The following is a 26,600-nucleotide window of genomic DNA, read 5'->3' on the forward strand; positions in this document are numbered from 1 at the left end:
GCGGACTTCCACGCCGAACCGAGCGGCACAACACCGTTCAGATCAGAAGGGTGGTGGTGGTCCGTATTCTTCGGCGAGCCAGGCTTGGTAGTCGCGTTCGGTGGCGAGGTCGTTGTTGAGTTCGGCGCGTAGGCGTCGTTCGTCGGCGATGCGGTCTTGTCGGTCTTGTTCGCGGGTGCGGTGGCGTTTGGGCATCTTCGCCGCGCGGCCGGGGTGCGGTGCTTGCGGTTGGGGTTCGGGGAGGTTGAGGTCCCCGGTCGGTCGGCCCAGGGTGGGGAACATGCCGGCGCCGTGGGGTTCGGTGATGTGGGTGTGTCCGGTGGGGGTGGTGAATTCGATGGTGCCGTCGGGGAGTTGACGGTCGGTCCAGCCGGGGCAGAACGTTTTCACCAAATGGTGTGCGCGGCAAAAGAGTTTGGTGTTCGAGGGATGTGTCGGCCCGGTAGGCCAGGTTGCGGTGTGATCGACGTCGCAGCGTTCGACGGGGGCATCACAGCCCGGGAATCGGCACGTCAGGTCGCGCCAGTGAATGAACTCTGACAGTGCGACCGAGGGGCGGTACTGCGGCTCGCCGGCAGCAGCGGGTTCAGGGCGTTCCGGCTCGGCCGGATCGCTGGGCTCGCCAGGCTCAGCCGCTTCGGAAGGCTCACCGGGACCCTTCGCCTCAGCCTGCTCGGCGGGCTCGGCCGGGTGCCCGGTGGGTATGCGTACGGGTTTGACCTTGGCGGTGGCGGCCAGGTCGCGGACCGATTCGGCGGGCAGGATGCCATGGCCGGCCAGATACCCCGGATCATCCGAGCGACCGTCCACGGTGGCCTGGTCGGCCAGCACGTGCACGATCGCCGCATCCGCGGCGGCGCGTTTCTGTTTGGCGGGGCAGTCGTCGAGGCCGCACAGGCACGGCAGTTGGGATTCGAGTCGGGCCACCGGTCCCACCGCATCGGCGCGACGCTGTTCGCGGGTGCGGGGGTCGTGTTTGCAGACGGTGTCGGCCACCGCATCAAGGCGTTGACTGAAGGCGACCCCGTCGGCGGCGTGGAGGTTGGCCCATACCGAGGCCATGCCCGGGCTGCTCGGTTCGACCTGAACAAACCGGCCCTCATCGATCGGGGGCGGAACCCGCACCCCGTTGGGGTCGAGCTTGGCGATCCATTGATCGACTCGGTCGCGCAACTGTCGTTCGGAGAACCGCATCCATTTATGGGCCCGGCCGGCGAGTTCCTCGTCCAGCCCCGTCCAGACGGCAGGGTCGACGATGCCGGTGCGGGCGATGATCATCCGCACCACCCGGTAGTCGATGTCTCCGACGGCGAACCGGGCCGCCACCAACGGGAGTTTGTCGCGCAGCACCCGGGCGTGATGAATCTGCGTGCCGGCCCGGCCCCGACTGATCCGCAACGCCGCCGACACTTCAGCGGACACTTCTTCGAACGGGTCGGTGGTCCAAAAGATCGATTCGGCCAACTCGTGTTCCCGCAGGCGGTCCAACGCCCCGATCGCGGCCAGCCGCCCCGCGATCGCCGCCGATTCGGCACGGGCCGACGCGGACATCGCGTCGATCAGTTCCGCATCGGAATCGCCGTCGAACATGTGTTCGAGTATACGCCGATCCACTGACTCATACTTTTTGGCAGGGTTGCCGGTTGTGGATAACTGGGGCCACGGCGACTGACCTCGTCCCTCCTCCCCAAATTCGCGCTGAGTAAATCGGAATCGACCCGCCCCATGGGGCGTTGACGCCCACGTGAGCCAAACTCCCCGCGACCTGTTCAGTCCGTTGACCGTCGGATCGCTGACGATCCCGAATCGCTTCGCGATGGCGCCGATGACCAGAGCGGCGTCACCGGGTGGTGTCCCCGGCACGGATGTGGCGGCCTACTACGCCCGTCGCGCAGCGGGCGGCGTCGGCCTGATCATCACCGAGGGGGTGCGGTTGGCGGATCCGGCGGCGGGCTGGCCGTTCAGCATCCCGACGCTGTCCGGTGCCGAGGTGCTCGACGGCTGGCGGGCCGTCACCGATGCGGTACATGCTGAAGGCGCCGTGATCGCCGCGCAACTGTGGCATCAGGGTGCCGAACGTGCCGACGGTGACGGGGTGGTCCCCGTCAGCCCCTCGGGCGTCAACAGCGTGGGCGTTGCCAAGGGCCGGGCACTGCGGACCGATGAATTGGGCGGTGTCGCAGCGCAGTTCGCGGAGGCGGCCCGTAATGCCAAGGCGGTCGGATTCGACGCTGTCGAGTTGCACTCCGCCCACGGCTATCTACTCGACGAATTTCTCTGGGAGAAGACGAATCACCGCACCGATTCCTATGGCGGCTCGGCGGCAGCGCGGACGCGCTTCCCGGTCGAGGTCGTCGCGGCGGTGCGCGACGCGGTCGGCAGCGGATTCCCGATCATCTACCGCTTCTCGCAGTGGAAGGCCAACGCCTACGACGCGCAACTCGTCGAGACCCCGGCTGAGTTGGAGCAGGTACTCGCGCCGTTGGTGGCCGCGGGTGTCGACGTACTACATCCGTCGACCCGGCGCGTCTACGTACCCGCGTTCCCTGGCTCGGATCTGAGCCTGGCCGGCTGGACCAAGAAGGTCACCGGCGTGCCGGTGATCGGGGTGGGCTCCGTCGGGTTGGCAACCGAGTTCCAGCCAGGAAAGCGAGACGGTGACCCCATCGAGCCGGCCCCGGTCGATCGGCTGTTGGCGCAGTTCGCGGCCGAAGAGTTCGACATCGTGGCGATCGGCCGCGCCCTGCTGGCAGATCCGGGTTGGGTGAACCGGCTGCGTGACGACACGCTCGGCGGGTTCACCGGCTACCACGCCGAAACCGCGCTGGCCAGTCTGTACTGAAATAGGCTGGGAACAGGCCGCTACGCCCCGACGTTAGGACAAGTGTGAGTACGCAGGACATCACCACAGAACAGTTCGACAACATCGTCAAGGACAACGAGATCGTGTTGGTCGATTTTTGGGCGTCGTGGTGCGGACCGTGCCGGGCCTTCGCGCCGACGTACAAGGCGGCTTCCGAGAACCACCCCGACGTGGTCTTCGCCAAGGTCGATACCGAGGCCGAGCAGGCGCTCGCCGCGGCAGCCGAGATCCGCTCGATCCCCACCCTGATGGCCTTCAAGAAGGGCAAGTTGGTCTTCAACCAGGCCGGGGCGCTGCCGCCGGCTGCACTGGAGGACCTCGTCCAGAAGATCAAGGAGTTCGACATCGATGCGGCCATGAAAGAGCAGGCCGCTCAGGGCGACGCCGAACAGGAGTGAGCACCGGCACGCGATAGCGTGCTGTCCGTGACTGCGCAGAACGAATTCGTCCTGGTCGACCGCCCCCGCTCGGACGTCGCCCTGGTGACCCTCAACCGGCCCGAGCGGATGAACTCGATGGCGTTCGACGTCATGGTCCCGCTCAAGGGCGTCCTGGAAGACCTGCGCTATGACAACAGCGTGCGGGTCGTCGTGCTGACCGGCGCCGGTCGGGGGTTCTCGTCCGGGGCCGATCACAAGTCGGCCGGATCGGTGCCGCACGTGGCCGGGTTGACCAGGCCGACGTACGCACTGCGGTCGATGGAGATCCTCGACGATGTGATCCTCGCCCTACGGCGGCTGCATCAGCCGGTGATCGCAGCGGTCAACGGTGCGGCTATCGGCGGCGGGCTCTGCCTCGCTTTGGCCTGTGACATCCGCGTCGCCGCCGAGGGCGCCTACTTCCGTGCCGCGGGGATCAACAACGGGCTGACCGCCAGTGAGCTGGGCTTGTCCTACCTGCTGCCACGTGCGATCGGCTCGTCACGCGCCTTCGAGATCATGTTGACCGGCCGCGACGTCGACGCCCAGGAGGCGGCACGCATCGGTCTGGTGTCCAGCGTGGTGGCCGAGGAGGCCCTGCTGGAGGCGTGCTACGACATGGCGGACCGGATGGCGGCGTTCTCCCGGCCGGGTATCGAGTTGACCAAGCGCACACTTTGGAGTGGACTGGACGCCGCTAGCCTGGAGGGGCACATGCAGGCCGAGGGCCTGGGACAACTCTTCGTGCGTCTGCTCACCGCAAACTTTGAGGAAGCGGTTGCTGCGCGCGCGGAGAAGCGCGACCCGAACTTTACCGACGAGAAGTAAGACACATACCTAGGAGGACCGCAGCGTGATCACCGCAACGGACCTGGAGGTCCGCGCCGGCGCGCGCACGCTGCTGTCCTTCGAGGGCTCGGCGCTGCGGGTGCAGCCTGGTGACCGGATCGGACTGGTCGGGCGCAACGGCGCAGGCAAGACCACCACGATGAGGATTCTGGCGGGGGAGGGCGAACCGTACGCCGGATCCGTCACGAGTACCGGTGAAATTGGTTACCTGCCACAGGATCCCAAAGAGGGCGACCTCGACGTCCTGGCCCGTGACCGCGTGTTGTCGGCCCGCGGTCTCGACACGCTGCTGGCGGACCTGGAGAAGCAGCAGGTCTTGATGGCCGAGGTCGCCGACGACGCGGCTCGCGACAAGGCGGTTCGCAAGTACGGTCAGCTCGAGGAACGGTTCTCGGCACTGGGCGGTTACGCCGCCGAGAGCGAGGCTGGGCGCATCTGCGCGAGTCTGGGCCTGCCGGACCGGGTGCTGACGCAGCCGCTGCGCACGCTCTCCGGCGGTCAGCGCCGCCGCGTCGAGCTGGCCCGCATCCTGTTCGCGGCGAGCGACACCGGTTCAGGGTCGGCCACGACGCTGCTGCTCGACGAGCCGACCAACCACCTCGACGCAGATTCGATCGGCTGGTTGCGGGACTTCCTCCACAACCACACCGGTGGCCTCGTCGTCATCAGTCACGATGTCGACCTGCTCGACGAGGTCGTCAACCGGGTGTGGTTCCTGGACGCGGTGCGCGGTGAGGCCGACGTCTACAACATGGGCTGGAAGAAGTACCTCGACGCGCGCGCGACCGATGAGCAGCGCCGCCGCCGCGAACGCGCCAATGCCGAGAAGAAGGCCGGTGCGTTGCGGGCCCAGGCCGCCAAGATGGGTGCCAAGGCCACCAAAGCCGTTGCCGCCCAGAACATGTTGCGCCGAGCCGACCGCATGATCGCCGAGCTGGATGCCGAGCGGGTGGCCGACAAGGTGGCCCGGATCAAATTCCCCACGCCGGCGCCGTGCGGCAAGACCCCGCTGGTGGCCAAGGGGCTCACCAAGACATACGGGTCGCTGGAGATCTTCACCGGTGTCGACCTGGCCATCGACCGCGGATCCCGGGTGGTGGTGCTCGGCCTCAACGGTGCCGGAAAGACCACCCTGCTGCGACTGCTCGCGGGCGCGGAGACTGCCGACGCCGGAGCCCTGGAACCCGGTCACGGGTGCAAGATCGGGTACTTCGCGCAGGAGCACGACACGCTCGACAACGAGGCGACGGTCTGGGAGAACATCCGCCACGCCGCGCCGGACACCGGTGAACAGGATCTCCGAGGTCTGTTGGGCGCCTTCATGTTCACCGGACCGCAGCTCGACCAGCCGGCAGGCACCCTGTCCGGCGGTGAGAAGACGCGGTTGGCTCTGGCCGGCCTGGTTGCCTCTACGGCCAATGTGCTGTTGCTGGACGAGCCCACCAACAACCTCGATCCCGCGTCACGCGAGCAGGTTCTCGATGCGCTGCGCAGCTACCAGGGCGCGGTGGTGTTGGTGACGCACGATCCGGGCGCGGCCGAGGCCCTCGATCCCCAACGTGTGGTCCTGTTGCCGGATGGCACGGAGGACTTCTGGTCCACCGAATACCGGGATCTCATCGAGCTCGCCTGACCGCGAAACCTCAAGGACCGCCGCATCTTCGGGTACGTCAATTTAAGACGTTGGACAAATCGGCCCATCGGTGTGTGTGGAGTTTCTAGTGTGGGTACCCGTCGGGACATCACAAGCGGGAGAGATGTCGATGAGGGATATGAACAAGAATCGCGGCGAACTGCTGACCGAGCTTCGTAAGGCGTATGAGGGGGGTGCCAGTATCCGTACGCTCGTGGCTACTACGGGACGGTCCTACGGCTCGATCCACAGCCTGCTGCGCGAGTCGGGAACGACGATGCGCAGCCGCGGCGGGCCCAATCACCGCACCCGGGCCAGGGCCTGACCGAGCACAACGGCTGTGCGGTAGCGGGATTCAGCTATCCGCCGGCGCCTGCTGCCGCACGCTGTCCTCGACCAGGTCCAGTACCGCGGTGAGGTTCTTCGGGTCTTCTCCCGATGCAATCCTTGCCACCAGTCCGTCGAGAACCAGGTCCAGATAGATGTGCAGGACGGCACTCGGCACGTCGTCACGCAGCCGGCCGGCCTGCTTCTGCCGGCGCAGACGCTCGGTGATGGCGGCATCCAACTCGGCCGATCGTTCCGCCCAGCCGCGATGAAAAGCCGGATCGTTGCGTAACTTTCGGGCGATCTCCAGCCGGGTGGCCAGCCAGTCGAACTGCTCGGGAGCGGCGAGCATGTTCCGCATCACCTGGATCAACCCCTCGCGGGCGGCCACGTCGGCCATCCGCTCGGCGTCCTCGCGGGCCAGTTCGAAGAACAAGGTGTCCTTGTCCTTGAAGTGGTGAAAGATTGCGCCGCGCGACAACCCGATGGTTTCTTCGAGCCGCCGCACGGTCGCACTCTCATATCCGTACTGACCGAAGCAGCGCCTGGCGCCGTCAAGGATCTGACGGCGCCGGGCCGCGAGGTGGTCGTCCGTCACCCGGGGCATTCGACCACTCCTCGCGCAAGCGCCCGTTGGCGCTGTCCCTTACCTGCTTCGGTCAGTCTGGACAGGATTACTTCGACTTCAGCATGTTGCGCAGCACGTACTGCAGGATGCCGCCGTTGCGGTAGTAGTCGGCCTCACCGGGGGTGTCGATGCGGACCACGGCGTCGAACTCCACTTTGGACCCATCTTCCTTCGTGGCGGTGACCTTGACCGTCTTCGGCGTCTTGCCCTCGTTGAGCGCCTCGATGCCGGTGATGTCGTAGGTCTCGGTGCCGTCGAGCTTGAGGCTCGCGGCCGACTCACCCGCCGGGAACTGCAGCGGGATCACACCCATACCGATCAGGTTCGACCGGTGGATGCGCTCGAAGGACTCGGTGATGACCGCCTTGACGCCGAGCAGCACCGTGCCCTTGGCCGCCCAGTCACGCGAGGAGCCCGACCCGTACTCCTTGCCGCCCAGGACGACCAGCGGGATGCCGGCTTCCTTGTAGTTGACCGAGGCGTCGTAGATGAACGACTGCGGACCACCCGGCTGGGTGAAGTCGCGGGTGTAGCCACCGGAGACGTCGTCGAGCAGCTGGTTGCGCAGCCGGATGTTGGCGAACGTGCCGCGGATCATCACCTCGTGGTTGCCGCGACGCGACCCCAGCGAGTTGTAATCCTTGCGCTCAACGCCGTTGGCATCGAGGTACTGCGCCGCCGGGGTGCCCGGCTTGATCGAACCTGCCGGACTGATGTGGTCGGTGGTCACCGAATCGCCAAGCAGGGCAAGGACTCTGGCGCCCTTGATGTCGCCGACCGGCTCCGGTTCGGCGGGCATGCCGTCGAAGTACGGCGCCTTGCGCACGTAGGTCGAGCTGTCGTCCCACTCGAAGATGTTGCCTTCGGGGGTGGACAGCGAACGCCAGCGGTCGTCGCCCTTGAACACGTCGGCATAGGAGTCCGTGAACATCTCCCGATTGATCGAGGACGCGATGGTCTCCTCGATCTCCTTGGCAGACGGCCAGATGTCCTTGAGGAAGACGTCGTTGCCCTGCTGATCCTTGCCGAGCGGGTCGGTCTCGAAGTCGAAGTCCATGGTTCCCGCGATGCCGTAGGCGATGACCAGCGGCGGGGAGGCCAGGTAGTTCATCTTGACGTCGGGGGAGATGCGGCCCTCGAAGTTGCGGTTACCCGAGAGCACTGCGGTCACCGACAGGTCGTTGTCGTTGATGGCCTTGGAAATCTCGTCGGGCAGCGGACCGGTGTTGCCGATGCAGGTGGTGCAGCCGTAGCCGCCCAGGTAGTAGCCCAGCTTCTCCAGGTACGGCCACAGGCCGGCCTTGTTGTAGTAGTCGGTGACGACCTGGCTACCCGGCGCCATGTTGGTCTTGACCCACGGCTTGCTGGTCAGGCCCTTCTCGACGGCCTTCTTCGCCAGCAGCGCGGCGCCGATCATGACCGACGGGTTGGAGGTGTTGGTGCAGGACGTGATGCCCGCGACGACAACCGCGCCATGGTCGAGCACGAATTCACCGCGCTCGTCGGAGCGCACCGTGATCGGCTTGGTCGGCCGGCCCTCGGCGCCGTTGGCGGCCGACGGACGCACATCGACCGCACCGTCGTCGGCGAAGGACAGCTTGGCCGGGTCTGAGGCCGGGAACGACTCCTCGACTGCCTCGTCCAGCTGCGTGTGCGGGGTCGGGAGGTTCTCTTCGACGTAGTTGTGGATGTCCTTGCGGAACGCGTTCTTGGCGTCCGACAGCTCGATGCGGTCCTGCGGGCGCTTGGGGCCGGAGATCGAGGGCACCACGGTCGACAGGTCAAGCTCGAGGTACTCGGAGAACACGGGTTCCCGGTCGGAGTTGTGCCACATGCCCTGCGTCTTGGCGTAGGCCTCGACGAGCGCCAGTTGCTCCTCGGTACGCCCGGTCAGCCGCAGGTAGTTGATGGTCTCGTCGTCGATCGGGAAGATCGCTGCGGTGGAACCGAACTCGGGGCTCATGTTGCCCAGGGTGGCGCGGTTGGCCAGCGGCACCTCGGCCACACCCTTGCCGTAGAACTCGACGAACTTGCCGACCACACCGTGCTTGCGCAGCATGTCGGTGACGGTGAGGACGACGTCGGTGGCGGTCACGCCGGGCTTGATCTCACCGGTCAGCTTGAAGCCGACGACGCGGGGGATGAGCATCGAGACGGGCTGGCCCAGCATGGCGGCCTCGGCCTCGATACCGCCGACGCCCCAACCCAGCACGCCAAGGCCGTTCTCCATGGTGGTGTGGCTGTCGGTGCCCACACAGGTGTCCGGGTACGCGACGCCATCGCGGGTCATCACGACGCGGGCCAGGTACTCGATGTTGACCTGGTGGACGATGCCGGTGCCCGGCGGGACGACCTTGAAGTCGTCGAACGCGCCCTGGCCCCAGCGCAGGAACTGGTAGCGCTCGGAGTTGCGCTCGTATTCGAGTTCGACGTTGCGCTCGAAGGCGCCCGCGTTGCCGAAGACGTCGAGGATGACGGAGTGGTCGATGACCATCTCGGCGGGGGACAGCGGGTTGACCTTGTTCGGATCGCCGCCGAGGGCGGCCACGGCCTCACGCATGGTGGCCAGGTCGACGATGCACGGCACACCGGTGAAGTCCTGCATCAGCACGCGGGCCGGGGTGAACTGGATCTCGATGCTCGGCTCGGCCGAGGGATCCCAGTTGGCGATGGCCTCGATGTGGTCTTTGGTGATGTTGGCGCCGTCCTCGGTGCGCAACAGGTTCTCCGCAAGTACCTTGAGGCTGTACGGGAGCTTTTCGGTACCGGGTACCGCGTCCAGTCGGTAGATCTCGTAGTTCTGGTCCCCGACAGTCAATGTGTCGCGGGCACCAAATGAGTTAAGGGACGAATTTTCCGTATTCTCGCTGCTCACATCAACTCCCGGCTCGATCTCGCCGCGACGGGCTGTGTCGGCGGCGTCCTGATCCTAACAGTACGCTTGTCCTGCAATGGCCTGCGGGCCGGGGTCCAGTCTTCCCTTGTCGCGTTCGCGTTGCTACCCGGTCGGGTGGATCCGCCCGAGATCCCCCCGCGGTACCGATGCGATGACGATTCCGATGTCGACTCGCTGGGCTCGATGGACGCCGCGTACCGTGCCTGACGTGACCGGACCCCATGTCATCCCGTTCCTGCCGGCCTACATTCCGGTCGAGGTGTGCGACACGGTAGGGCTCGATGCGGCACAACCCGACGGGGTGGCCAAGTGCATGGCAGCTGTGCAGGCCGACGTTCGCGACGACGGGGTCAGTGCCCCCGCTGCCGACGTCGAGGCGCTCCGCCAGGTCGTCAGCGATGCCCGGCAGGAGGGGATCGACCTCAAGATCGTCGTGCTGCCGAGCAACCCGGGGATCGACACGCCGTTGCGTGACATCGCCACCGAGGTCGGACAGGCGAATCCGGGCGCGACCGTGCTGGCGCTGAGCCCGTCGTTCGCGGGTACATACAGCCCGACGATCGATCGGGTGACTTTGGAGGCGGGTCAGGACGTGGCCAAGACCGGTAATCCGGTGTTGTCTGCAAAGAATTTCGTCGGCGAGATTTCCACTCCGGATTTCCCGTGGACGGCACTCGCGATCGTGTTGGTTCTCGGTGTCGCCTGGGCGGCCGCTCTCACCCGGGTTCTCCAGCGTCGTAGCAAACAATTGGCCGGGTCAGAGGCATCTGCCACCTCCTCGGACTAGGTGTCGACTGGGCCCTGGAAATCCATCGAACATTAGTTCGGGATAACGCCCAATATCACTAATTGGTCACACTATTCGCAATTACAAACTTGTAATTTGTGACTAAAGTTTCTTTGGCTTCAGATGTGACGTACGGTGCAATCGGTACCCATTGTTGTAGTTGTGCTTCGTGTGACTTCTGTGCAATGGCCCCGAGCAAACGTCGGTACGCCGTCGTTGAGCCATAGGAGACTTGAGTCGAATGAGACGCACCGCTGGCGCCTCTGCGTCCCGGCTGTACGGCCGTTTCTTGGCCGTGCCGGTGACCGCCGGGATGCTGTTGGCCACGGCCATGTCGGGAGGCGTTCCGGCCGTTGCTGATCCGGGGGCGCCCGATCAGGTCGCAACGCTCGTCGCCGCCGTGGCCAACGCCGACCAGAAGCTGCAGGAGTTGGGTGCGGCCATCCAGACCCAGCAGGAAGCCGTCAACAAGGCGATCGTCGACGTGCAGGACGCCCGTGACGCGGCCGCGACGGCGCAGCAGGAGGTCGATGCCAGCCAGCAGGGCATCACCGACGCCACCACGGCCATCAGGGAGGCGCAGAAGCGCTTCGACACCTTCGCCGCGGCGACCTATGTCAGTGGCCCCTCCGGCTCGTACCTGACCGCGTCCGATCCGGGCGACATCGTCAGCGCCGCCGCCACCGGTCAGACTCTGGCCGTCAGCAGCGACAAGGTGATCGCCGATCTGCAGCGCGCCCGCACCGAACAGGTCAACCGACAGTCGGCCGCGCGCCTGGCCAAGCAGAACGCCGACCAGGCCACGGCCAACGCCCAGACGAGCCAGGACACTGCGGTCGCGGCACTGCAACAGGCGCAGCAGACGTTCAGCTCGCAGCAAGGTGAGTTGCAGCGGTTGACCGCCGAACGTGCCTCGGCCCAGGCCGAACTCGCTCAGGTGCACAAGGCGTCGGCGTCGACCCCGCCGGCCGCACCGGCGCAGGGTCCCGCGCCCCAGGCCGCGGCGGACAACTGGGATCGCGCCCCGGGCGCGCCCGTGCAGCGCGGCCAGAACTGGGACACCGCATGGGATCCCACGCTGCCGGCGATCCCGAGTGCGTTCGTCAGCGGTGACCCGGTCGCCATCATCAACACCATCCTCGGCATCTCGTCGACGTCGGCTCAGGTCACCCAGAACATGGGACGGCAGTTCCTGCAGAAGCTGGGCATCCTGCCCACGCCGACCGGCTACACCAACGGCGCGATCCCGCGCGTGTACGGCCGGCAGGCATCCGAATACGTGATCCAGCGGGCGGGTTCGCAGATGGGCGTCCCCTACTCCTGGGGCGGCGGCAACGCGGCCGGTCCGAGTCGCGGCATCGATTCGGGGGCGAACACCGTCGGGTTCGACTGCTCGGGCCTGATCCTCTACGCGTTCGCCGGGGTCGGAATCAAGTTGCCCCATTACTCCGGCTCCCAGTACAACGCCGGCCGCAAGATCCCGTCGTCACAGATGCGCCGTGGCGACGTGATCTTCTACGGCCCCGGCGGGAGCCAGCACGTGACGCTCTATCTCGGAAACGGCCAGATGCTCGAAGCGCCCTACACGGGTTCGCAGGTCAAGGTCTCCCCGGTCCGCACCAGCGGCATGACCCCGTACGTCGTCCGCTACATCGAATACTGATGGGAATACATTGCGCTCCTTCGTCTTACGGTGCCTGATCCTGATCGCCGCGATTGCGTTCGCGGCGATCGGTCTGGTGGCGCCGGCCAACGCTGCGCCAGACGACGGCCAATGGGATCCGACGTTGCCGAAGATCGTCAGCTCGGGCGCGCCGGGGGATCCGGTGGCCATCGCCAACGCCTCGTTCCAGGTCAGCCAGATCGCGCTGCAGACCACGCAGAACCTCGGCTCGCAGTTCCTGCAGACCATCGGTCTGGCCCCGAAGCAGGCCGCCTCGACCTTCCCCGGTGGCCGGGTACGCGGGCCCCAAGCCATCGAATACGCGATCCGACGGGGCGGCAGCCAGATGGGTGTGCCGTACTCCTGGGGCGGTGGCACGCTCACCGGGCCCGGGCCCGGTGTGGACTACGACGCGGGAAAAATGGGCTTCGACTGTTCTGGCCTGACCCGCTTTGCCTACGCCGGCGTGGGGGTGCAGATTCCGAAGTATTCGGGCGACCAGTACAACACCGGTCGGAAGATCCCGGTGGCTCAGGCAAAGCGCGGTGACCTCCTGTTCTGGGGTCCCGGCGGCAGTCAACACGTGGCGATGTACCTCGGCGGCGGCAAGATGCTCGAGGCATCGGGAAGCGCGGAAAAAGTGACGGTGAGCCCGGTTCGCATGTCGGGCATCCAGCCCTATGCGGCCCGCATCATCGAATCCTGAGGGGAACCTGAAGTCTTCCGGGCAGCGTCGACGGATCTCGAAGTGCCTGGAATAGTTGACGGCGGGCACCCGATTGCCCGATGAGCAATGAGCAAGACCAGCGTTTTTGTAGCCGAACACCGTGGGAGGAAGTTGATGACGTCACCGAGTGGACCGCCGCAGGGCGCCGGAGGATATCCCGGTTCGAGCCCGGCGCCGGGCTTTCCGCCCGGGTCGGCAGGCTCCCACGCCGCGCCGGCCGCCCCGCAGGCCACGACCAACGGCAGCCTGCAGGCCGAGGTGCACACCCTGGAACGCGCCATCTTCGAGGTCAAGCGGATCATCGTCGGCCAGGACCAGCTCGTCGAGCGGATGCTCGTCGGTCTGCTCGCCAAGGGCCACGTGCTGCTCGAGGGTGTGCCCGGTGTGGCCAAGACGCTGGCCGTCGAGACGTTCGCCAAGGTGGTCGGCGGCACGTTCGCCCGCATCCAGTTCACCCCTGACCTGGTGCCCACCGACATCATCGGTACCCGCATCTACCGGCAGGGCAAGGAAGACTTCGACATCGAGCTCGGCCCGGTCGTGGTCAACTTCCTGCTCGCCGACGAGATCAACCGTGCGCCGGCGAAGGTGCAGTCCGCACTGCTCGAGGTGATGGCCGAGCGCAAGATCTCCATCGGCGGCAAGACCTTCCCGCTGCCCAGCCCGTTCCTGGTGATGGCAACCCAGAACCCGATCGAGCAGGAAGGCGTCTACGCGCTCCCGGAAGCCCAGCGTGACCGCTTCCTGTTCAAGCTCAACGTCGACTACCCGTCGCCGGAGGAAGAGCGCGAGATCATCTACCGGATGGGCGTGAAGCCTCCGGAGCCCAAGCAGATCCTCGACACGGGCGATCTGCTGCGGCTGCAGGAACTCGCGGCCAACACGTTCGTGCACCACGCGCTCGTCGATTACGTGGTGCGGATCGTCACCGCGACCCGCGAGCCGGAGAAGTTCGGTATGCCCGACGCCAAGGCCTGGATCGCCTACGGTGCCTCGCCGCGTGCCTCGCTGGGCATCATCTCGGCGGCCCGCGCGCTGGCGTTGGTGCGCGGCCGTGACTACGTCATCCCGCAGGATGTCGTCGAGGTGATCCCGGACGTGCTGCGCCACCGCCTGGTGCTGACCTACGACGCGCTGGCCGACGAGGTGTCAGCGGAGACCGTGGTCAACCGGATCCTGCAGACCGTCGCCCTGCCGCAGGTCAATGCGCTTCCGCAGCAAGGACATTCGGTCGCGCCCGCCGTACCTGCCGCGGCCGGCGCGGCGGGTGGTCGGTGACCACTTCGCGACGCACCGTCGACCTGCCGTCTCTGAAGCGCGGGGAGATCCGCGACCCCGCGTTGACGGCGGCGTTGCGCAAGCTTGAGCTGACGGTGCGGCGCAAGCTTGACGGAGTCCTGCACGGCGACCACCTCGGTCTGATCCCGGGGCCGGGATCAGAGCCGGGGGACTCGCGGATCTACCAGCCCGGCGACGACGTGCGCCGGATGGACTGGTCGGTCACGGCGCGGACGATGACGCCACACGTGCGGCAGATGATCGCCGACCGCGAGCTGGAGACCTGGCTCGTGGTCGACATGTCGGCCAGTCTGGACTTCGGTACCACCGGTTGCGAGAAGCGCGACCTGGCCGTGGCGGCTGCCGCGGCGATCGCGTTCCTCAACAGCGGAGGCGGCAACCGGATCGGCGCAGTGATCGCCAACGGTGACACCGTGCGCCGGGTTCCGGCGCTGAGCGGGCGGGTGCATGAGCAGGAACTGCTCCGGGCCATCGCCACGACGCCGCGGGCTCCGGTCGGCGTGCGCGGTGATCTGGCCGCGGCGATCGACGCGCTGCGCCGCCCCGAGCGCCGGCGCGGCATGGCGGTGATCATCAGTGACTTTCTCGGCCCGATCAACTGGATGCGCCCGTTGCGGGCCATCGCCGGTCGCCACGAGGTGCTGGGCATCGAGATCCTCGACCCGCGCGATGTCGAGCTGCCGCCGGTCGGCGATGTGGTGCTGCAGGACACCGAGACCGGTGTCACCCGTGAGTTCACGATCGACGAACAGCTTCGCAGCGACTTCGAGCGGGCCGCCGCCGCGCATCGGGAAGAGGTGGCCCGGACGTTGCGGCGCTGTGATGCACCGCTGTTGAGCCTGCGCACCGACCGGGACTGGATCGCCGACGTGGTGCGGTTCGTGGCCAACCGGAGGCGCGGCGCCCTGGCGGGCCGATGAGCGCTGGACCGGTAGAAGAAGCTTGATCAGCAACCAACCCGAAATGACTTCTAGCACATGACTTTACCGATTCTCGGTCCGATGAGCCTGACGGGTTTCGCGCACGCCTGGTGGTTCCTGTTCCTCTTCGTGGTGCTCGGCCTGGTGGCGTACTACGTCATCGTGCAGCGCGCGCGCAAGCAGCGGATCCTGCGGTTCGCCAACATGGAGCTGCTCGAAAGTGTGGCGCCCAAGCAACCGACCCGTTGGCGGCACCTGCCCGCCGCCCTGCTGGCGGCCTCGCTCGTGCTCTTGACCGTCGCGATGGCCGGTCCTACCCACGATGTGCGAATTCCGCGTAACCGCGCGGTGGTGATGCTGGTGATCGACGTGTCGCAGTCGATGCGCGCCACCGACGTCGCTCCCAGCCGATTGGCCGCCGCGCAGGAGGCCGCCAAGCAGTTCGCCGATCAGCTCACCCCGGGAATCAACCTCGGCCTGATCGCCTACGCCGGTACGGCGACGGTGCTGGTCCAGCCGACGACCAACCGTGATGCCACCAAGAACGGCCTGGACAAGCTGCAGTTGGCCGACCGGACCGCCACAGGTGAGGGCATTTTCACCGCACTGCAGGCGATCGCCACCGTCGGCGCGGTGATCGGCGGCGGCGACGAGAAGCCGCCCGCGCGCATCGTGCTGATGTCGGACGGCAAGGAGACGGTGCCGTCCAACCCGGACAACCCGAAGGGCGCCTACACCGCGGCGCGCACGGCCAAGGACCAAGGCGTCCCGATCTCCACCGTGTCCTTCGGTACGCCCTACGGCTATGTCGAGATCAACGACCAGCGCCAGCCGGTGCCGGTCGACGACGAGATGCTCGGCAAGATCGCCAAGCTGTCCGGCGGAGACGCCTTCACCGCGTCCAGCCTGGAACAGCTCAAGCAGGTGTTCACCTCGCTGCAGCAGCAGATCGGCTACGAGACCATCAAGGGCGATGCGAGCCTCGGCTGGCTGCGGCTGGGTGCGTTGGTGCTGGCCGTCGCCGGGGTGGCGGCTCTCCTGATCAACCGCAGACTGCCCGGTTGAGCCGCGATCGTGCCCTCCCGGGCGGCGGTCCTCACCGGCGATGCGATTTTCAGACCATGCTGGTGAGGAGATAAGTTGGCGGGCATGAGTGACGCTGCTGTCGCGAAAGCCGACACCGAGACATCCACCGGCCGGCCGGCCTTCGTTCCCCGTTCTGTGCTGGTCACCGGTGGAAACCGGGGGATCGGCCTGGCGATCGCGCAGCGACTGGCCGCCGACGGACACAAGGTGGCCGTCACCCACCGCGGTTCCGGCGCACCCGACGGACTGTTCGGCGTCGTGTGCGACGTCACCGACAACGAGGCCGTCGACCGCGCGTTCAAAGAGGTCGAGGAGCACCAGGGGCCGGTCGAGGTGCTGGTGTCCAATGCCGGCATCTCCCAGGATGCGTTCCTCATGCGGATGACCGAGGAGCGGTTCGAGAACGTCATCAACGCCAACCTCACCGGAGCATTCCGGGTGGCGCAGCGGGCCTCACGCAGCATGCAGCGCAAGCGTTTCGGCCGCATCATCTTCATCGGTTCGGTCTCCGGCATGTGGGGCATCGGCAACCAGGCCAACTACGCGGCCGCGAAGGCCGGCCTGATCGGTATGGCGCGCTCGATCTCGCGGGAGCTGTCTAAGGCCGGCGTCACCGCCAACGTGGTGGCCCCGGGGTACATCGACACCGAGATGACCCGCGCCCTGGACGAGCGGATTCAGGCCGGTGCTCTCGAGTTCATCCCGGCCAAGCGCGTCGGCACCGCCGAGGAGGTCGCCGGCGCGGTGAGCTTCCTGGCGTCCGAGGACGCCGGCTACATCGCCGGTGCGGTCATCCCCGTCGACGGCGGCATGGGCATGGGTCACTGATCCGCCTGGATCCGACCCAAACGTATTGGTCTACTGAAACTTTCCTCAAGAAGGAGTCGCACTAATGGCAGGTTTGCTCGAAGGCAAGCGCATCCTCGTCACCGGGATCATCACGGACTCGTCGATCGCGTTCCACATCGCCAAGGTGGCCCAGGAGGCCGGCGCCGAGCTGGTGCTCACCGGGTTCGACCGGATGAAGCTGATCCAGCGCATCGCGGACCGGCTGCCCAAGCCGGCGCCGCTGCTGGAGCTCGACGTGCAGAACGAGGAGCACCTCGCGAGCCTGGCCGAGCGTATCTCCGGTGTCATCGGTGAGGGCAACAAGATCGACGGGGTGGTCCACTCGATCGGCTTCATGCCGCAGACCGGGATGGGTGTCAACCCGTTCTTCGACGCCCCGTACGAGGATGTCGCCAAGGGCATCCATATCTCGGCGTATTCCTATGCCTCGCTGGCCAAGGCGACGCTGCCGATCATGAACGAGGGCGGCAGCATCGTCGGCATGGACTTCGATCCGACCCGCGCGATGCCGGCCTACAACTGGATGACCGTGGCCAAGAGCGCCCTCGAGTCGGTCAACCGGTTCGTCGCTCGTGAGGCCGGACCGTTCGGTGTTCGCTCCAACCTCGTTGCGGCGGGCCCGATCCGGACCCTGGCCATGAGTGCGATCGTCGGCGGTGCGCTCGGTGCCGAAGCCGGTGACCAGATGCGGCTGCTCGAAGAGGGCTGGGATCAGCGTGCGCCGGTCGGCTGGAACATGAAGGACCCGGAGCCGGTCGCGAAGACCGTGTGCGCCCTGCTGTCCGACTGGTTGCCCGCCACCACCGGCACCATCGTCTACGCCGACGGTGGCGCCAGCACCCAGCTGCTCTAGAAGCATGGAGCGCTCCGATCCCTTTGACGCTCTGCTGCTGCTGTCCTTCGGCGGTCCGGAGGCACCGGAGCAGGTGATGCCGTTCCTGGAGAACGTCACCCGGGGGCGCGGCATCCCGGCCGAGCGACTGGCCGACGTCGCCGAGCACTACCTGCATTTCGGTGGGGTATCGCCGATCAACGGGATCAACCGGGCACTGATCGAGCAGTTGCGTCTCCAATTGCCCGGCCTCCCGGTCTATTTCGGCAACCGGAACTGGGATCCGTACGTCGAAGACACCGTTGCGGCGATGCGCGACAACGGAATCCGGCGGGCGGCGGTGTTCACCACGTCGGCCTGGGGTGGCTACTCCAGCTGCACCCAGTACGTCGAGGACATCGCCCGGGCGCGGTCGGCGGCCGGTCCCGACGCACCGGAGCTGGTCAAACTGCGCCAGTACTTCGACCATCCGCTGTTGGTGGAGATGTTCGCCGACTCGATCGCGGCGGCGGCCGCCACGTTGCCGGTCGAGGTGCGTGACGAGGCCCGGCTGGTGTTCACCGCGCACTCGGTGCCCGTCGCCGCCGATGAGCGGCACGGCCCCGGGCTCTACAGTCGGCAGGTGGGCTACGCGACGCGGCTGGTGGCCGCCGCCGCGGGCTATGACGACTACGACCAGGTCTGGCAGTCGCGGTCGGGGCCGCCCCGAATCCCGTGGCTCGAACCCGACGTGGCAGATCATCTGACTGTGTTGGGCCAGAACGGAACCCGGGCGGTCATCGTCTGTCCGATCGGGTTCGTCGCCGACCACATCGAGGTGGTGTGGGATCTCGACTACGAACTCCGGTTACAGGCCGAAGAAGCCGGCATCGCCTTCGCGCGGGCAAGCACCCCGAACGCCGACGAACGTTTCGCCCGGTTGGCGGCCGGGTTGATCGAGGAGCTGCGCACCGGTGCGGTCCCGCTGCGGGTCGCCGGTCCAGAGCCGGTGCCCGGCTACGGGTTCAGCGTCAACGGTGCGCCGTGCTCACCGCACTGCTGCGGGACACCGTCCAAAGGCTAGTCCCGCCAAGCGGATTGCAGGATCGCTTCGAGTGCGGCCAACCGCGCCGAGCGCACCACCTGTGCCAGTGGTCGCATGGCGTCGCCGGCGATCTGAACCTCCGAGGAACTCTGCAGGCCGATCGGCATCAGGCCCGAGCTCACGGTGATGATCGCGTCCACGTGGGCGGCGTTCTCCAACACCCTCACGGCCCGGGTGGGGGCGTGGTCGGGGATGCGGTGCATCCGTCCGGCTTCGAGGATGTCTTCGACCATGCCGCGGGGGTCCTCGATATCTACGCCCACGCCGGCGCGCAAGGTGACCAGTGTGTCGGCCGCCGAGCGCACCGCTGACCGCAGCTCGTACTCGGCCTCGCCGAGATCGTGGTGCTGAGGCGGTGGCAGAACGGGCAGCGAGTACACGGTCCACGACAGCGCCCTCGGCTCGGGCTCGAAGGTGGATTCGGTTTCGACGTCGTCGAATTCGAAGTACTCGAACTCCGGCACCAGCCCGACGCCGTCGAGCTCGTCATGGGTCACCAGCACCGCCTCGCCCACGCTCAGTGCGTCGCGCTGGAACTGCGATCCCGCGGGCAACCCGCGGACATCGCCGGGCACCGGCAACGCCACCCTGATGGATGGCCGGGTGCCGGATCGGCCGACGGCGGTGCGCAGCGTCTGCAGCAAGGACACCGAACCGGAGTCCTCCAACTCGGGCCAGGGCAGCCCCGTACGGACGGCGGCCTGCGAGTCATAGGCCGTCACAGAATGCATTGGTGCCCATTGAGATAACGCGTCGAGGACGTCGTCGGGCGCGGCCGCGCCGGCAAGCCAGGCGTTGGCCCACATCGAAAGAGTCGCACTTGGACACCACATGATCCTGGCAGTGTAATTGTCGGTCGCCGATCGGGTCGGATTCGCTAGGGTGTGCGTATGCCGCTTCCGCTGATCTGGCTCATCCTGGCGCTGGGACTCGCCGGGGCAGAGGCGCTGACCGGTGACATGTTCCTGCTCATGCTGGCCGGCGGTGCCCTGGCCGCGACGGGATCGAGTTGGCTGTTCGACCTGCCGCTCTGGGGTGACGGTCTGGTGTTTCTCGTGGTGTCGGTGCTTTTGCTGGTTCTGGTCCGGCCCGCGCTGCGGCGCCGTTTCGAGGCGGGCCGGGGACTCCCCGAACCCGTCAAGGCGCTCGAGGGCAAGTCGGCGCTGGTATTGGACCGGGTGGGACAGCACGAGGGCCAGGTCAAGCTCGACGGCGAGGTTTGGACGGCGCGGCCGCTCGACGACAACGATGTGTACGAACCGGGTGATCACGTGACCGTCGTCAGGATCGACGGCGCCACCGCGGTGGTCTTCAAGGCGATGTAGCTCTGTAAACGATGTAGCTCTGTAAACAAGGTAGGACCTAGAGGGAGGGATCCACCATGGAAGGTGCCGTAGCCGGGCTGATCTTGCTGCTCGTGCTGGTGGTGTTCGCGATCATCATCGTGGCGAAATCAGTTGCGCTCATTCCCCAGGCCGAGGCGGCGGTGATCGAGCGCCTGGGCCGCTACAGCCGCACGGTCAGTGGCCAGCTGACGCTGCTGGTGCCGTTCATCGACCGGATCCGGGCTCGGGTGGATCTGCGCGAGCGGGTGGTGTCCTTCCCGCCGCAGCCGGTGATCACCGAGGACAACCTGACGCTCAACATCGACACCGTGGTCTATTTCCAGGTCACCAACCCGCAGGCTGCGGTGTACCAGATCAGCAACTACATCGTCGGTGTGGAACAGCTGACCACCACCACCCTGCGCAACGTCGTCGGTGGCATGACCCTCGAGCAGACGCTGACCTCGCGCGACTCGATCAACGCCCAACTGCGGGGAGTGCTGGACGAAGCCACCGGTCGGTGGGGGCTGCGGGTGGCGCGAGTCGAGCTGCGCAGCATCGACCCGCCGCCGTCGATCCAGGAGTCGATGGAAAAGCAGATGAAGGCCGACCGCGACAAGCGGGCCATGATCCTGACCGCGGAAGGTGTCCGGGAGTCCTCGATCAAACAGGCCGAGGGCCAGAAGCAGTCGCAGATCCTGGCCGCCGAGGGTGCCAAGCAGGCCGCCATCCTGGCCGCCGAGGCCGATCGGCAGTCCCGGATGTTGCGCGCACAGGGTGAGCGGGCCGCCCAGTATCTGCAGGCGCAGGGCCAGGCCAAGGCCATCGAGAAGACCTTTGCCGCGATCAAGGCGGGCCGGCCCACCCCCGAGATGTTGGCCTACCAGTATCTGCAGACCCTGCCGCAGATGGCCAAGGGCGAGGCGAACAAGGTCTGGCTGGTGCCCAGCGACTTCGGTTCGGCGCTGCAGGGTTTCACCAAACTGCTGGGCGCCCCGGGCGAGGACGGTGTCTTCCGCTACACGCCGACGCCGGTGGACGAAGACCTGCCCAAGCCCGAGGACGACAGCGACGAAGTCGCCGAATGGTTCAACACCGAGACCGATCCCGAGATCGCCAGAGCCGTGGCCAAGGCCGAGGCGGAGGCGCGGGCTACCACGCCGCCCCTGGGCGCTCCGTCGGCGCAGCAGTCGTTGGGGACGCCGCCGGGGATGCCGCCCAATGAACTGGAAGGTGGCGCGCACCGCGCGTAGTGGTCGCGTTCATTGCTTGACCTCCTTGACGCAGTAGACTTGACGTAGTTGACGCGTCTGGGAGGCCGCAATGACCGATCTCGCACTGTTCGAGCGCCAGATCATGCGTTCGGTGGGGCAGAAGGTCCACGAGCGGTTGCGGCGGGCCGACGAGGCGAGCCTGGGCCCTGAGGCATTCGGTGACCCGGAGCAGATCGCCGAGGCCATGGTGGCGGCATTGCCGCTGGGCCACGTGTTCGACGAGGTCACCGGGCCGTTCTACGACACGGCAGGGCTGACGCGTTGGCTCGGCGTCACCCGCCAGGCCCTGCACCAGAAGGTGGCGCGGTACGCGATACTGGCCTGCCCACTCGACGACGGCGGGGTCGTGTATCCGACGTGGCAGTTTCTCGACAGCGGAGCCACCATTCCCTCGCTGCGTGACGTACTGACGGTGCTGACCGCCGGCGCCGATGACCCGTGGATGGCGGCGCTGTGGATGCGGGCGCCCAGTGAGCGACTCGACGGATCCTGCCCCGCGGACTGGCTGCGCGACGGTGGGGATCCGCAAACGGTCATCGACATGGCCCGGGAGACCGCGGCGAGCTGGAGCGCATGAGCCGTCAGCGGCCCGCGCTCGGTTCACCGCCGGACGTCTCCGGGTTCCCGCGGACCCGGCTGCGCATCGACCACCTGTTGTACCGGGCCCACACCGTGGGCAAGTCGCCGTGGTGGTTCTCCTCGGACCTGAGCGGTCGCTTCGATCTGCTGCCGCCGAACGGAACCTGTTATCTGGCAACCGATGTCACGACCGCGCTGCGGGAGCGCTTCGGCCACGATCTGGTACGCCAGGGTGTGGTCACGTTCGACGCCGCGGCCCGCACCGTGGTGTCGCGGGTGCGGGTGCCCGCCGCCCGGTGGTTGGCCAACGCATGTTCGGCGCGAGCGGCCTCCTTCGTGGGGATGACCCGCGAACTCGGTATGTGCCCGGAATACGAGCTGCCTCAGGCCTGGGCCGCGGCCTTCTTCGCCACCGGCCGCCACAGCGGAATTCGTTATCAGACCCGGTTCAGTACCGGCGCCGGCGCGAACGCGGTCGCCCTGTTCGAGGATGCGGGGCAACGTGATTGGACCGTCGACCCGTCACCGACCGGCGGCGTGCAGGCGTGCGTGACCGTCGGCATCATGGTCGCGCACCGACCCACCCGGCGTCAGGTGCGTATCCAACCGCCACCCGGCTAGGGACGTCTGTCAGTGACCGGGCTGCAACCGCAATTCCACCATCGGCAGCGGTGCATTGGTATCGGTGATCGGTTGGCCGAGTGTCTCTTCGAGGACGAGCTTGAACTGTTCCCACGTCTTCGGATGCTCGGTGCGGTAATCGGCCAGCGCCTGGTCGACAGCCTGCTGGTCCAGCACATGAGCGGTGGCGGCGACCGGACGGTGACTGCCGAGCCACACCCGGACCTGCGGATTGACGGCAATGTTGCGGAACCACTGGGCCTTTGCCCCGAATCCTGAGGCCACGACGACGGTGTGGGGGTTCGGCCGGCCCACCACTTCGAGCACGACGTACCGGCGGGCACCGGAGGTGCGACCGATGTGTTCGAGCATCATCATCCGCGGACCGAACAGCGCGCCGGCGCGCATCCGGTAGAGCCAGATCGGCGCTCGCACGAGCCGGCGGTTGCGTAGGAGTCGGGCACCGGTATTGGTGAGAGCGGTTGTCATGGACATGCCGTGTCTCCTTTCGATCAGGATTTGAGACCATCGCGATAGATCGCGAAAACTTCTGTCGCCCAGCGCTTCATCCCGGCATCGGAGAGCGGGTCGACGCCGAGCGTTTCCGTGAGGCGCGTCCGCAGCGTCAGCACCGCCAGGTCGTTGACCATGAGGACCGCAGCCCGCACGGCGGGGTCTTCGCCGGGACTGGCGACACCTGCCGCGACCATGCCGTCCAACGCCGTCCTGCTGATGCCGTACAGCCGTTGAAACACTGCCGATCCGACCGTGCCGCCCGTTGTCAGCAGTCGGCTCAGGTAACCCGGCACGGGAGAGTCCGGTGGTAGGTGGGTGGCGAGACTTTCCAGCATCGTCGGCACCGCCGACGGTCCGATGCCAACCTGTGCGGTCTGTTCGGTGACGTGGGTCAGCACCGCCTCGAGGGTTCGTACGGCGTGCTCGTCGACCGCCGCCACGAGTCCATCCTTAGAGCCGTAGTGCCGCACCAGGAGCGCCGGGGAAACATCGGCTGCGGAGGCGATGTCGCGCATCGTCACCGCGTCGGCACCGCGTTCGGCGAACAGTCGCAACGCCTCGTCGCGAATCCGGGCCCGCGCCGTTCGATCGTCTGGTGGTGAACTCACGTTTACTATTGTAAACAAATGTTTAGCACTCGCAAGGTGCCTCGGCCTCGCGACAACGGTCGGGGGTGCGTCAGCCGGTTACGGCGCGTTCGTGCGCCTGGTCGGCGGACTGCTGGGTGCGCTGGTCGCGGTGGTGGAGGCGCCATTCGTAGACCAGGCCGGCCACGCCGAGCGCGGCGGTGCTCAACGACACCAGGACCAGCGCCGGGCTGATGTTCCCGGTCAACGCGTCGCCCAGGACGACGACGGCGGCCGTGCCGGGGAACAGCCCCACCAGCGTCGCCAGCGTGTAGGGGACGGCCCGTACGGCAGACGCGCCGGCCGCATAGTTCAGCACCGAGAACGGCACCGCCGGGATCAACCGCATGGACAGCACCACGGGCCAGCCGCGCCGGCGCAATCGGGTGTCCAGCGAGTCGATCCGGGGATGCGGGACCAGCCGATTGAGCTGCCAACCGGCGGCGCGGATCAAGAACAGCGCGAGCACTGCGCTCACCGCGCTGGCCACCACGGCGATGGCCACGCCCAGCACCGGCCCGAACAGCAGGCCCGCAGCCAGGGTGAATGCGGTGCGCGGGAAAGGGAAGACCGTGACGACGATGTGCGCACCGAGGAACGCCAGCGGGAACCAGGGGCCCACGGAGGTGGCCCAGTCCCGCATCTGCATCGCGGTCGGCAACGGAATCAGTACGGCGACTGCGACAAGAATCACAATGCCGGCCAGCAGGCCCACGATCCGCCGGGGCGGCAGTTGGGAAACCGTCGAGATCACTGCGGCGCGCAGCACGCGCAGGGTTCTGACGACGGGTTTCACGTCTTCCAAGAGTACGGGCCGCAGGCACCGATCACCGCTGGGCGTAACCGCGAGTCCGCCCACCAGCGGTCAGAGCCGTGATGGCGATCATTTAGCCTGAGGGTCAAGTAGGTAGGTCACACGCTGCGATAACAGGAGATGCGGGTGTCGTTACAGGGGACTAGCGCGGTCGAGGCGGACCGACAGCAGTGGCGGACGGCAGTCGCCGGAGTGCTGGCCAAGAGCAGCCGGCGGGACGTGGCCGATCTGCCGGCCGAGCCCGAGCGCCTGCTGGATTCGCAGACCTACGAGGGTTTTGCGATCCGGCCGCTCTACACGAGCCTGGATGCGCGGCCCGAGTCCGCGCTGCCGGGGCAGTGGCCGTTTGTGCGCGGTGGCGACGCCCTGCGGGACGTGAAGTCCGGCTGGAAGGTCGTCGAGAGCTTCCCCGCCGTCGCGGGCACCGCCGTCGGCACCGTCAACGGTGCGGTACTGGTGGCACTGACCGAGGGGGCCAGCGCGCTTTCACTGCGGGTCGGCGACGAGGGCGGCATCGCCCTGGGCGAGCTGGACCGTCTGCTCGACGGCGTGTTCCTTGACCTGGTGCCGGTGATCTTCGAAAGCGCTGGAACCGATCTGGTGGCAGCGGCCGACGCGGTGCTGCCTTTGCTCGAGAACCTCGACGAAGACCAGCGCTCGCGACTGTCGGTCGATCTCGGTGCCGACCCGCTGACCGCACCGCTGTCGGGGCAGCCCGCCACCGAGGACTCGGACCTACTGGCCACCGTCGCCAAACTCACCGGCCATGCCGGGGGAGTGCGTGCGGTCACCGTCGACGGTCCCGCCTTCCACAACCTCGGCGCCAGCGCCGCCTGGGAGCTCGCGGGCTCGATCGCCGCAGCGGTCGCCTACCTGCGCATTCTCAGCGACGGCGGCGTGGCCACACCGGATGCGTTGCGGCAGATCAGCTTCCGCTACGCCGCCGACGACGACCAGTTCATGACGATCGCCAAGCTTCGGGTTGCCCGGCAGTTGTGGGCACGCGTCGCTGAGGTGGTCGGCGCGGTTGACGCCGGTGCCGCCCGCATCCACGCCGTGACCTCATTGCCGATGATGACCCAGCGCGACCCGTGGGTGAACATGCTGCGCACCACGCTGGCCGCCTTCGCGGCGGGTGTCGGGGGAGCCGACACCGTGCAGGTGCATCCGTTCGACGCGGCGATTCCGGATGGACTGGACGGCACGTCGGCGAGCTTCGCGCGGCGCATCGCCCGCAACACCCAGCTGCTGCTGTTGGAGGAGTCGCACATCGGTCAGGTGCTCGATCCGGCCGGTGGCTCCTGGTTTGTCGAAGATCTGACGGCTCAGTTGGCCGAACAGGCGTGGGCGCACTTCCAGGACATCGAGGCGCGGGGCGGGTTCGTCGCCGCTCGCGACTACATCGCAGCCCAGATCGCCGAGGTCGCCGCGCGGCGCAGTGACGATGTCGCACACCGGCGCACCGCGATCACCGGTGTCAACGAATTCCCCAACCTCGACGAACAGCCGCTCCCGCAGGGATCGTCGGCGTCGTCCATCGCACGGTACGCGGCCGGATTCGAGGCGCTGCGGGATCGCTCGGATGCGTTCCTGGCATCGACCGGAGCGCGGCCCAAGGTTCTGTTGCTGCCGCTGGGGCCGCTCGCCGAGCACAACATCCGCACCACGTTCGCGTCGAACCTGTTGGCGTCCGGCGGAATCGAGGCAATCAACCCCGGGACCGTCGAGGCGGCCGCGGTTGCCGCGGCGGTGGCCGATGCCGGTGCCCCGACGGTGGCGGTGCTGTGTGGCAGTGACGCCCGCTACGGTGCCGAGGCCTCTGCGGCGGTGGCCGCTGCACACGCGGCCGGGGTACGTCAGGTCCTGCTGGCCGGCCCGGAAAAGGCGGTCGCCGAGGCTGATTCGAAGCCGGACGGATACCTGACCGCCAAGATCGATGCGGTCGAAGCTTTGTCGAACCTGCTCACCGGACTGGGGGCCTGA

Annotated in this window: 26 protein-coding genes; 19 read left to right on the forward strand and 7 right to left on the reverse strand. The window is 67.1% G+C overall.

Going from position 1 to position 26,600, the window contains the following annotated elements:
- Positions 1-42: 42 nt before the first annotated feature.
- A complete protein-coding gene (locus AC4LGL_RS13285) occupies positions 43-1,590 on the reverse strand; it encodes an HNH endonuclease signature motif containing protein (protein ID WP_491839089.1) in 1,548 nt (515 codons plus the stop codon).
- A 154-nt stretch (positions 1,591-1,744) separates the two neighbouring features.
- Here AC4LGL_RS13285 and AC4LGL_RS13290 point away from each other — a divergent pair, with 154 nt between their 5' ends.
- From AC4LGL_RS13290 to AC4LGL_RS13310, 5 genes are all read left to right on the forward strand, one after another.
- Positions 1,745-2,842: an oxidoreductase gene (locus AC4LGL_RS13290; RefSeq protein WP_491839090.1), complete on the forward strand. Its 1,098-nt coding sequence runs from the start codon at positions 1,745-1,747 to the stop codon at positions 2,840-2,842.
- Positions 2,843-2,886: 44 nt separating this feature from the next.
- Positions 2,887-3,261 (forward strand): thioredoxin, encoded by a 375-nt coding sequence (trxA, locus tag AC4LGL_RS13295; RefSeq protein ID WP_491839091.1) that lies wholly within the window; start codon positions 2,887-2,889, stop codon positions 3,259-3,261.
- 18 nt (positions 3,262-3,279) lie between these two features.
- Positions 3,280-4,110: an enoyl-CoA hydratase gene (locus AC4LGL_RS13300; RefSeq protein WP_491839092.1), complete on the forward strand. Its 831-nt coding sequence runs from the start codon at positions 3,280-3,282 to the stop codon at positions 4,108-4,110.
- Positions 4,111-4,135: 25 nt separating this feature from the next.
- Positions 4,136-5,764 carry an ABC-F family ATP-binding cassette domain-containing protein gene (locus tag AC4LGL_RS13305; protein WP_491839093.1) on the forward strand — a complete coding sequence of 543 codons (1,629 nt, stop codon included), beginning with the start codon at positions 4,136-4,138 and terminating at the stop codon, positions 5,762-5,764.
- 130 nt (positions 5,765-5,894) lie between these two features.
- Entirely contained in the window at positions 5,895-6,089 is a 195-nt protein-coding gene (locus AC4LGL_RS13310) for a helix-turn-helix domain-containing protein (protein ID WP_491839359.1), read from the forward strand.
- Between the two features lie 30 nt (positions 6,090-6,119).
- On the opposite strand, the gene AC4LGL_RS13315 is transcribed toward AC4LGL_RS13310, so the two are convergent.
- On the reverse strand, positions 6,120-6,698 hold the full coding sequence (locus tag AC4LGL_RS13315; protein ID WP_061263961.1) for a TetR/AcrR family transcriptional regulator: 579 nt from the start codon (positions 6,696-6,698) through the stop codon (positions 6,120-6,122).
- A gap of 67 nt (positions 6,699-6,765) precedes the next feature.
- Entirely contained in the window at positions 6,766-9,594 is a 2,829-nt protein-coding gene (locus AC4LGL_RS13320) for an aconitate hydratase (protein ID WP_491839094.1), read from the reverse strand.
- Between the two features lie 229 nt (positions 9,595-9,823).
- Here AC4LGL_RS13320 and AC4LGL_RS13325 point away from each other — a divergent pair, with 229 nt between their 5' ends.
- The 9 genes from AC4LGL_RS13325 (at position 9,824) to AC4LGL_RS13365 (ending at position 18,841) form a co-directional block, all read left to right on the forward strand.
- Positions 9,824-10,402: an Rv1476 family membrane protein gene (locus AC4LGL_RS13325; protein WP_491839095.1), complete on the forward strand. Its 579-nt coding sequence runs from the start codon at positions 9,824-9,826 to the stop codon at positions 10,400-10,402.
- Positions 10,403-10,643: 241 nt separating this feature from the next.
- Positions 10,644-12,065, forward strand: coding sequence for an NlpC/P60 family peptidoglycan endopeptidase RipA (ripA, locus tag AC4LGL_RS13330; protein WP_491839096.1), 1,422 nt, complete (start codon positions 10,644-10,646; stop codon positions 12,063-12,065).
- 10 nt (positions 12,066-12,075) lie between these two features.
- A complete protein-coding gene (gene ripB / locus AC4LGL_RS13335) occupies positions 12,076-12,771 on the forward strand; it encodes an NlpC/P60 family peptidoglycan endopeptidase RipB (RefSeq protein ID WP_491839097.1) in 696 nt (231 codons plus the stop codon).
- 135 nt (positions 12,772-12,906) lie between these two features.
- Entirely contained in the window at positions 12,907-14,070 is a 1,164-nt protein-coding gene (gene moxR1, locus AC4LGL_RS13340; RefSeq protein WP_064883558.1) for a chaperone MoxR1, read from the forward strand.
- A complete protein-coding gene (locus tag AC4LGL_RS13345; protein ID WP_491839098.1) occupies positions 14,067-15,011 on the forward strand; it encodes a DUF58 domain-containing protein in 945 nt (314 codons plus the stop codon). Before moxR1 ends, AC4LGL_RS13345 begins: the two co-directional genes overlap by 4 nt.
- Positions 15,012-15,068: 57 nt before the next feature.
- Positions 15,069-16,076, forward strand: coding sequence for a VWA domain-containing protein (locus AC4LGL_RS13350; RefSeq protein WP_491839099.1), 1,008 nt, complete (start codon positions 15,069-15,071; stop codon positions 16,074-16,076).
- Positions 16,077-16,160: 84 nt separating this feature from the next.
- Entirely contained in the window at positions 16,161-16,925 is a 765-nt protein-coding gene (gene fabG1 / locus AC4LGL_RS13355) for a 3-oxoacyl-ACP reductase FabG1 (protein WP_491839100.1), read from the forward strand.
- A gap of 64 nt (positions 16,926-16,989) precedes the next feature.
- Entirely contained in the window at positions 16,990-17,799 is an 810-nt protein-coding gene (gene inhA, locus AC4LGL_RS13360) for an NADH-dependent enoyl-ACP reductase InhA (RefSeq protein WP_491839101.1), read from the forward strand.
- Positions 17,800-17,803: 4 nt separating this feature from the next.
- A complete protein-coding gene (locus AC4LGL_RS13365) occupies positions 17,804-18,841 on the forward strand; it encodes a ferrochelatase (protein WP_491839102.1) in 1,038 nt (345 codons plus the stop codon).
- On the opposite strand, the gene AC4LGL_RS13370 is transcribed toward AC4LGL_RS13365, so the two are convergent.
- Complete coding sequence (locus AC4LGL_RS13370; RefSeq protein ID WP_135360059.1) at positions 18,838-19,695, reverse strand: Rv1486c family protein; 858 nt, start codon at positions 19,693-19,695, stop codon at positions 18,838-18,840. The genes AC4LGL_RS13365 and AC4LGL_RS13370 overlap by 4 nt on opposite strands.
- A 57-nt stretch (positions 19,696-19,752) precedes the next feature.
- Between AC4LGL_RS13370 and AC4LGL_RS13375 the strand changes: the two genes are divergently transcribed.
- The 4 genes from AC4LGL_RS13375 to AC4LGL_RS13390 all read left to right on the forward strand — a co-directional run bounded on the left by AC4LGL_RS13375 (position 19,753) and on the right by AC4LGL_RS13390 (position 22,661).
- Positions 19,753-20,187 carry an NfeD family protein gene (locus AC4LGL_RS13375; RefSeq protein WP_064883547.1) on the forward strand — a complete coding sequence of 145 codons (435 nt, stop codon included), beginning with the start codon at positions 19,753-19,755 and terminating at the stop codon, positions 20,185-20,187.
- 56 nt (positions 20,188-20,243) lie between these two features.
- Positions 20,244-21,440: an SPFH domain-containing protein gene (locus AC4LGL_RS13380; RefSeq protein ID WP_055113775.1), complete on the forward strand. Its 1,197-nt coding sequence runs from the start codon at positions 20,244-20,246 to the stop codon at positions 21,438-21,440.
- Positions 21,441-21,510: 70 nt separating this feature from the next.
- Positions 21,511-22,038, forward strand: a complete 528-nt coding sequence (locus AC4LGL_RS13385; protein WP_491839103.1) for a hypothetical protein — start codon at positions 21,511-21,513, stop codon at positions 22,036-22,038.
- Positions 22,035-22,661, forward strand: a complete 627-nt coding sequence (locus AC4LGL_RS13390) for an RES family NAD+ phosphorylase (protein ID WP_491839104.1) — start codon at positions 22,035-22,037, stop codon at positions 22,659-22,661. The genes AC4LGL_RS13385 and AC4LGL_RS13390 overlap by 4 nt, the downstream gene beginning before the upstream one ends.
- A gap of 9 nt (positions 22,662-22,670) precedes the next feature.
- Here AC4LGL_RS13390 and AC4LGL_RS13395 read toward each other — a convergent pair whose 3' ends face one another.
- From AC4LGL_RS13395 to AC4LGL_RS13405, 3 genes are all read right to left on the reverse strand, one after another.
- Positions 22,671-23,156 (reverse strand): nitroreductase family deazaflavin-dependent oxidoreductase, encoded by a 486-nt coding sequence (locus AC4LGL_RS13395; protein WP_208859869.1) that lies wholly within the window; start codon positions 23,154-23,156, stop codon positions 22,671-22,673.
- Between the two features lie 17 nt (positions 23,157-23,173).
- Entirely contained in the window at positions 23,174-23,785 is a 612-nt protein-coding gene (locus AC4LGL_RS13400) for a TetR/AcrR family transcriptional regulator (RefSeq protein ID WP_491839105.1), read from the reverse strand.
- A 70-nt stretch (positions 23,786-23,855) separates the two neighbouring features.
- Positions 23,856-24,599, reverse strand: coding sequence for a TVP38/TMEM64 family protein (locus AC4LGL_RS13405; RefSeq protein WP_491839106.1), 744 nt, complete (start codon positions 24,597-24,599; stop codon positions 23,856-23,858).
- Positions 24,600-24,737: 138 nt separating this feature from the next.
- Here AC4LGL_RS13405 and mutA point away from each other — a divergent pair, with 138 nt between their 5' ends.
- Complete coding sequence (gene mutA / locus AC4LGL_RS13410; RefSeq protein ID WP_491839107.1) at positions 24,738-26,600, forward strand: methylmalonyl-CoA mutase small subunit; 1,863 nt, start codon at positions 24,738-24,740, stop codon at positions 26,598-26,600.

This window comes from Mycolicibacterium arcueilense (genome assembly GCF_058536225.1).

Coding starts and splice junctions, on each gene's coding strand:
- AC4LGL_RS13285 (WP_491839089.1), bottom strand. CDS start 1,590: ATGTTCGACGGCGATTCCGATGCGGAACTGATCGACGCGATGTCCGCG.
- AC4LGL_RS13310 (WP_491839359.1), top strand. CDS start 5,895: ATGAGGGATATGAACAAGAATCGCGGCGAACTGCTGACCGAGCTTCGT.
- AC4LGL_RS13315 (WP_061263961.1), bottom strand. CDS start 6,698: ATGCCCCGGGTGACGGACGACCACCTCGCGGCCCGGCGCCGTCAGATC.
- ripA (WP_491839096.1), top strand. CDS start 10,644: ATGAGACGCACCGCTGGCGCCTCTGCGTCCCGGCTGTACGGCCGTTTC.
- moxR1 (WP_064883558.1), top strand. CDS start 12,907: ATGACGTCACCGAGTGGACCGCCGCAGGGCGCCGGAGGATATCCCGGT.
- AC4LGL_RS13350 (WP_491839099.1), top strand. CDS start 15,069: ATGACTTTACCGATTCTCGGTCCGATGAGCCTGACGGGTTTCGCGCAC.
- fabG1 (WP_491839100.1), top strand. CDS start 16,161: ATGAGTGACGCTGCTGTCGCGAAAGCCGACACCGAGACATCCACCGGC.
- inhA (WP_491839101.1), top strand. CDS start 16,990: ATGGCAGGTTTGCTCGAAGGCAAGCGCATCCTCGTCACCGGGATCATC.
- AC4LGL_RS13365 (WP_491839102.1), top strand. CDS start 17,804: ATGGAGCGCTCCGATCCCTTTGACGCTCTGCTGCTGCTGTCCTTCGGC.
- AC4LGL_RS13370 (WP_135360059.1), bottom strand. CDS start 19,695: ATGTGGTGTCCAAGTGCGACTCTTTCGATGTGGGCCAACGCCTGGCTT.
- AC4LGL_RS13375 (WP_064883547.1), top strand. CDS start 19,753: ATGCCGCTTCCGCTGATCTGGCTCATCCTGGCGCTGGGACTCGCCGGG.
- AC4LGL_RS13380 (WP_055113775.1), top strand. CDS start 20,244: ATGGAAGGTGCCGTAGCCGGGCTGATCTTGCTGCTCGTGCTGGTGGTG.
- AC4LGL_RS13385 (WP_491839103.1), top strand. CDS start 21,511: ATGACCGATCTCGCACTGTTCGAGCGCCAGATCATGCGTTCGGTGGGG.
- AC4LGL_RS13390 (WP_491839104.1), top strand. CDS start 22,035: ATGAGCCGTCAGCGGCCCGCGCTCGGTTCACCGCCGGACGTCTCCGGG.
- AC4LGL_RS13395 (WP_208859869.1), bottom strand. CDS start 23,156: ATGTCCATGACAACCGCTCTCACCAATACCGGTGCCCGACTCCTACGC.
- mutA (WP_491839107.1), top strand. CDS start 24,738: ATGCGGGTGTCGTTACAGGGGACTAGCGCGGTCGAGGCGGACCGACAG.